The sequence below is a fragment of the Allomuricauda sp. ARW1Y1 genome (assembly GCF_013407935.1).
GTDB lineage: Bacteria > Bacteroidota > Bacteroidia > Flavobacteriales > Flavobacteriaceae > Flagellimonas.
Genome location: NZ_JACBZU010000010.1, coordinates 25,508 through 31,826, shown reverse-complemented (window position 1 = coordinate 31,826; position 6,319 = coordinate 25,508). Strand labels below are relative to the sequence as shown.

Genomic DNA, 6,319 nt, shown 5'->3' with positions numbered 1-6,319 from the left:
CAAGAACCGTTTCGGGGAAGAATTCTTCCCCGAAACAGACGACATTAATGATAATTTTATGAATTTAGCGATGTCCTAAAAAAGGGAAGGCTACATAATATTCTCTTTATTTTTTGTTTTTCGCTCGTGTAGTTCTTACTGCTATACTTCTTATCCTCAACGATGAACTCTCCTTCTACTTTTCCAATAATTCTAGTAAAGCCTTTTGTTATCTTTACATAACCGTTTACAGAAATATTGCGTAGTAATTTTCCTTGATATAATAAATGTGCAGAGTTTTTTGTTTTGTCAACCTCAACTTTAATTGTTCTACCTTCTACAGATATTACTTTACCAACTTTGAAAATTGAATCTTTTTGTAGAATATCGTTCATAAATCAACCGTTGGTTTTATTGTATTCTACTATGGAGTCTCTTAATGGAAATAGCAAATAGTCATTAAATTTCCTCAAATTAAATCCATCTTCTGGACAGATAAATTCCACATTTGGGAAACTTTTTATGTCTACTAAATCATCTAGAAAATTTGAAATAATATCATCAGCACTTTCGGTATAAGAGACTAGGAAAATTTTTAGAGTTGGATTTGATTTAATTGCCCTAATAGTGATTTCTCTAATGTGTTCATCTGCCATCGAAAATCCCATAACGTAAAGTACAGTATTTTCCTTCTCTAATTCGTTAGCAAACAACCTCAATAGCTCGTAATAGTTTTTGTTGAAAGTTGTGTCTCTAAACTTATCTTTAGTAGGGTTGACAATCTGTAATTTTTCATAAGAATTAATGAAATCATCGACATTAGGTTTCGGGTTCATTTTGTCAATTTCATCAACTATCTCTTTAATATCTAGGTTTCTGTTATCCGATTTCCATTTGTCGTCATTTAATTTTTTAATATCGATTAATGACAATTTTGATATCTCGTGATTTACACTCTCAACAATACCAAGATTAGAAAAATTGATATTTCCATTGTGCATTTCCCAGGTTACTGAACCGTGGATTTTTAATAGATTGAAGACAGGAATTTCAGATATATTATCATAATGCAAACTTTTTTGATAGAATGATTTCTTGAAATTACTTAAGCTAAATTTTTTATTAAAAATTCCATTAAAACCATCGTTATATTGTAAATCTAAATCCTCCAGTAATTTTTCATTGAAGATATCTATGTTAGTTGTAAATAGATTGATTTGTTAGTTAACCGTATTACTTCGTCTTTCGTAAAGAGTGTGATTTAGAGTTTTAAAAAAGTCTTTATAAGCTTTGTATGTGTTATTTAGTTTTTCTCGTGGTGTGGTTTCATTTCCTTCATATTCATCTGATGTTATTGTGGCACTATGAACATCAATATTACCCTTCATCGCAACATCGAAATAGGTTTTATATAATGTTGCTTTAACCAATAAATATTCTTTGTATTTTATAGACTTCTTTGACTTTAAATCTTCAAGACCTTCAAGCCAAGTTTCAATATTGCCAAGTGTTCCAAAAAATGGATTAGAAAGGCCAGAACCAATTAGAAAATTGATATTACAATCTTGAAAGATATTTTTATGATGATTTAGTTCTTTTTTTTCCATTCAGTTCGTTTTTAGGCATTGCATACAACCTGTTTATATAAGCATAAAACACATGGCCATACCCCCAAAAAGGCCTATAACCGATGTATTTCATCATCGGTCACTAATTTCACCGAAATTTCTTTCAAAAGCAATAGCGTAATCTCCCCAGTTGTAAGAAGTTATCAACCAACAACTGTTTTCTATTTCCGGATAAAATGTATATTTGAAGTGCTACACTTATCGAAATTAAGGTGCCTATCCAACCTCATTTGAACAATTAAAGGACAGGCAAAAGGGTGAAAGTCCTCAGACCTTCAAGGCACCGCTTTGATGAGTGTAGCAGTGACCTGTCCTCTCTTTAACTTTAATTTCTTTTGTTATGCTACACTCAAAAGGTCAAAAAAACTGCCCCCACGGCAGTAATGCGGAGGCGCAAAGCGCTCCCAAAACTCCCCAAATGCTCAGCCCAGGCCAAGTACAATTGCTAGACTACGCCGATGCCCTGGATGGCCCCCATCTGGTAAAATCCCTAAAACTGCTGCACGATATTGCCGTGTATCACTCCACCGAACCTATTGATGAGGAAGAAAAGGACGCACTCTACCATATCAAAGTGCTGTGGGAGTGTATTGAGGTTATTGTTCGTGAAGGGTGAAAGGTGAAGGGTGAAGGGTGAAAGGTGAAAGGTGAAGGGTGAATGGAGATGGAACGTTGAAAATGGAGTCAGGAGTCAAGAAACAAGACCCAAATTAAAGCAGATTGGAATGCATTTCACGGATTACTCGAATGGCTATTGATCAGTGCCAATTGTTCATTGGAAAATGGTAAAGGGTGGGAGGGCCTTCGCGGCCCCCTTTCCTTTTGTTCTTATTCCATAATGTGCTTCAAATGCTCCTTGCTGCCCGTCATTTGCCAATGGGTCAGCGATATGGGAATACAGCCAATGCTGTTTAGGGTATCAAAAAAGTCCTTAAGCACAAAGTTCTCCCCGTTGGCCTCTTTTTGATGGGAGTATGCGGCCATCGCACTTTCCAATAAGTACTTTCCGGTAATGTAGCTGGTGCCATACCCGGGTTGGCGCAAATAGAGGTGCTGTTCAAAAATGAGGAGTTCCTTTTCGGTTTTCATCCAGCCCCTTGGGGTGTATTCGCTATGGATGCCGCCGGCCTCTTCCATGGTCATTTCGTTGGCGTGGGCGTAGAGGGAGCCCAAGCCCCGTGCGGCACGCTGCGCAATCATGATATATACTATCTCACGCGCCCTTGGACTGTCTTCGTACAGTCCGGCCTGCATAAACATTTCTTCCACGGCGGTTGCGGTTCCCTCGTTTCGGGAATCCCAAATATTGTACAACAAAGGGCCTTTCCGAATTTCACTGGGGTGAGGCTCGGTATCCATTCGTGCCAGTTCAAACCAATGGTAAAAATGGGAATAGAGCGGTCTGGGGTCGTAATGTTCACCTATGGTGAAGAAATTGCGCTTTTCCTCGGGGATGAACTCGCCCAAGTGCTCGCGTAGGGCCGTATCAAAATAGGGTTTTACGGTAACGATGTCCTGCTGGTCCAGAAAATTGATCAAACTTTTGGCGGCTTCATCGGCCATGGTATCATACGCTTCGGGGGAATCTGCAGCGACCAACTCGGGCAGGTTGCGATTTTTGTGTTCCTCCAGTTTTAGGGAGGCCCATGCGCGGTCCAGTTCCCGCTTTAGGATCATGACTTCATCTTCCCATGTCAAGGGCACCAAGTGGACATTTTGCAAATACCAGGTGTAATTCTCCTTGCCAATGCCCGAAGGGCCTGTTTTGGTCTCCGCTTCGGCGCGTAACCAAGTCGCAAATTCGTTGGTGGATGATATGGCGTGATCGATCACTCCAATCAATTCGGTATCCTCCGCAAGGCTTGGCTGTTTTTTAAGTTCGGACAATACCTCGCTTTGGGTTTCAATATCCCGAATCCCGGCAATCCATAAATCCTTGGCGTTTCCTGTCAGGTTTTTTTGTGCCTGTGCGTTCAGTGGCGCAATCACTTTCAAGTCATTTAAAAGTCTGTCCCTTTCCTCTTTTGAAAGGGGAAACCTGTAGGTCCAGAGCTCCGTGGTGCCATGATGGGTGGGTCCCTCGTGGGCGGGCACATCGCTACGGGCGGTCCAAACCGATTTGTAATAGGCGGGGTCGCGCACCCAAGGCTTCAAAATTCGATGGTTAAAGTCATAACCGTTCATTTCGGCCCATACGATCATCCAATCCACTTGGTTTTCCACCGACCAGTTGGTGGTGTCGATAGCTTGTAGTTTTGACTGCAATTCTTTAAACTTTGGCCAGCGTTTGTCAAAGGTCTCCGCGGTATAATCGGGCGCTCCGTCCAATAGCGGTGGAGTTTCGAAGGCTCTCCATTCCTTGAACAGGGCGACCAACTCTCCATAATCGTTGGAGGTAAATGTGGTTTTGGTCTGGTTTTCTTCTGGACCGCTTTTCTTTTCAGTTTGGCAGCCGACACAAAGTAAGGTCAATAACGCTAGGGTGATGGTGGTTGTTTTCAATGGGTTGCTGTTTAGTTGGTCTCTAAGTTCGCCTAAATAGGGTTCAAAAACAACAGCTAATGGAGTGGATGATGAATTTGACCTACAAGGAACCAAGAAAATTGGACAGATCCATGTCCTTATCCAATCCCAATTTTTTCTTTAAGCGGTATTTCGATTTCAGGATACTATCGGGCAATACATTCAGTGTGGCCGCAATTTCCTTGGTGGTCAGGTTCATGCGCAAAAAGGCAGCCAACCGGATTTCCTTTTCCGAAATATCTTGATAGATCGTCTTGAGTTTTTGGTCAAAATCATTGTGGACCTCGGCAAAATAGGTTTTGAACACTTCCCAGTCCTTATCGGAGGCATTTTCCTTTTTTAGCAGCATCACAATCCGCCGAAATTCCATCTTGAACTTTTCCGGCGAGTTTTTGATGTTCTCCAGGTTGTCCATCAACTCTTGGATAAAGGTGTTTTTCTGCACCAAATGCAGGGTCTGGCTGGCGAGTTCTTTCTTTTTGTGTTCAATTTCCTGTTTGTAGATTTCCTCCTGCTTTTCGCGAGCGATCTTGTTTTTCTTCATTTTCTGACGGTAACCGAACACCAAAAGACCGGAAAGGGCTAGGGCAGAGGCCATACCTCCAGCGTATAAACCTTTGGTGAGTTGGTCCACTTTGGCCTGTGCGTTCAAGGTGTTGATTTCTTCTTCTTGCAGGGCGATTTCGGCTTCTTTCTTTTCGGTTTCGTAAATGGTTTTGAGTTCTTCTATTTGCTGGGACTTTCTACTGTTGAAAATACTATCGTTTATGATTTGATATGTTCTTAGGTCCGCTATGGCATTGGTGTATTTGCCCAAGCTTTCGTGGATTTGACTGCGTTCCTTGTAGGATTGTCCAAGGATGGAAACGGCACCAATGCTTTCGGCCATTTCAATTACGCGATCCATTTTTTTAAGGGCTTCGCTAAACTCTTTGGATTGGTAGTCAACTTGTGCAAGTTCTTTGAGCGAAGAAGCTATGTCCAGTTGTATGCCAGTACTTTCCGATACGGTATAAGACTCTTCCAAAAACGTTCTTGCATCATTCAAGAGCCCTTTTTTGGAATAAATTCGACCCAAATCCCGTAATGCAGTGGATAAAGTTGATTTTACGCCCACTTCTTGTGCCAATGTCATGGCCGCTCTTTGGTACTCCTCAGCCTTTTGCATATCCCCAAGCGCTTCAGCGGCCAAACCAGCATGGTTGGCGGCATAGGATTGGTATACCTTATCATCTTCATCGCGATAAATGGAAAAGGCTTCCTCCTCATAGGCAAGGGAGGCGTTAAAATTCCCAAGCTTGTATTCAATCTGTCCCAATTGCAACAATGCATCTCCCTTTCGTACCTTGTCTCCCACCTCTTCAAAAAAACGTAGCGCATTTAGGGTTTCATTTAGGGCCAGGGTATAATTGCCCTTGTCCATGTAAACGCTTCCCAAAACCTCATATTCTGCACCGATCAGATTGAATTCCTTTAAATCGGTCTCGTTTCTGTTTTGATCATTATAAAGTGCGATGTTTCGATGGGTAATTTCAATGGCCTTGTCATAATTTCCCTTTTCACGTTCAATTCCGGCTAGGGAATGGTTGGCGAAAATTTGTCCCCTTATGGACTTTATTTCCTTGAATTTCTCCAATGAAAGCTCATAGAAATAGGTAGCTGAGTCGTTCTCGGTTCGGTTGGAAAAATAATTCCCAAATTGAAGATAGCCATTGGCAATTCCCTTTTTGTAGTCCAGTTTTTCCGAAAGGTCAAACGCTTGTTGTGCGTAGTCTCGAGCCTTATCGGGGTCTGTGAACATCATCCGTTCATGTATTCGGGAAAGCACTTGGGCTTTTTCAATGGATTCTGGAAGTTGTTCGGCGCGGGTGATCAAACTGTCCAATTCTTTTTCCCGGCCTTGGGCGTTTACGGATTGCCAAAAAAGGGAAAGCAAGCTTAAAATAATGGTGTAGTGTTTCACGAGGTTATCCTTTATGCTTTCTAAAGTAATAAATAATCCAGAGCGCTGTAACCTCCCAATATATGGGTCCAAACCCCCTTGTCCATTCATTGTCCATGGATTTAGATGGGACTTACTGTTTTATTTACGACATAAAATATTGATTATCAATTAAATATAATCTTTATAAACATCCTGAGTACAACCAATGTCCATCTCCCTTAAACCGTATTAAATCCTTGTGTGT

At 41.3% G+C, this 6,319-nt stretch carries 6 protein-coding genes; 1 reads left to right on the top strand and 5 read right to left on the bottom strand.

The window, feature by feature from the left end:
• Positions 1-56: 56 nt before the first annotated feature.
• From GGE08_RS16000 to GGE08_RS15990, 3 genes are all read right to left on the bottom strand, one after another.
• The gene (locus GGE08_RS16000) at positions 57-374 is read right to left on the bottom strand and encodes a hypothetical protein (protein ID WP_179385893.1); all 318 of its coding nucleotides are present in this window, start codon (positions 372-374) and stop codon (positions 57-59) included.
• A gap of 3 nt (positions 375-377) precedes the next feature.
• Positions 378-1,052 (bottom strand): hypothetical protein, encoded by a 675-nt coding sequence (locus tag GGE08_RS15995; RefSeq protein ID WP_409553501.1) that lies wholly within the window; start codon positions 1,050-1,052, stop codon positions 378-380.
• 147 nt (positions 1,053-1,199) lie between these two features.
• Positions 1,200-1,586: a hypothetical protein gene (locus GGE08_RS15990; protein ID WP_179385892.1), complete on the bottom strand. Its 387-nt coding sequence runs from the start codon at positions 1,584-1,586 to the stop codon at positions 1,200-1,202.
• A 361-nt stretch (positions 1,587-1,947) separates the two neighbouring features.
• Here GGE08_RS15990 and GGE08_RS15985 point away from each other — a divergent pair, with 361 nt between their 5' ends.
• A complete protein-coding gene (locus GGE08_RS15985; protein WP_179385891.1) occupies positions 1,948-2,223 on the top strand; it encodes a hypothetical protein in 276 nt (91 codons plus the stop codon).
• Positions 2,224-2,435: 212 nt separating this feature from the next.
• Here the strand turns inward: GGE08_RS15985 and GGE08_RS15980 are convergent, their stop codons facing one another.
• Together GGE08_RS15980 and GGE08_RS15975 are read right to left on the bottom strand one after the other, a co-directional pair.
• Positions 2,436-4,109, bottom strand: coding sequence for a hypothetical protein (locus GGE08_RS15980; protein ID WP_179385890.1), 1,674 nt, complete (start codon positions 4,107-4,109; stop codon positions 2,436-2,438).
• Between the two features lie 82 nt (positions 4,110-4,191).
• Positions 4,192-6,183, bottom strand: a complete 1,992-nt coding sequence (locus GGE08_RS15975) for a tetratricopeptide repeat protein (RefSeq protein ID WP_179385889.1) — start codon at positions 6,181-6,183, stop codon at positions 4,192-4,194.
• Between the last annotated feature and the right edge of the window lie 136 nt (positions 6,184-6,319).

Coding starts and splice junctions, on each gene's coding strand:
- GGE08_RS15985 (WP_179385891.1), top strand. CDS start 1,948: ATGCTACACTCAAAAGGTCAAAAAAACTGCCCCCACGGCAGTAATGCG.
- GGE08_RS16000 (WP_179385893.1), bottom strand. CDS start 374: ATGAACGATATTCTACAAAAAGATTCAATTTTCAAAGTTGGTAAAGTA.
- GGE08_RS15990 (WP_179385892.1), bottom strand. CDS start 1,586: ATGGAAAAAAAAGAACTAAATCATCATAAAAATATCTTTCAAGATTGT.
- GGE08_RS15975 (WP_179385889.1), bottom strand. CDS start 6,183: ATGAATGGACAAGGGGGTTTGGACCCATATATTGGGAGGTTACAGCGC.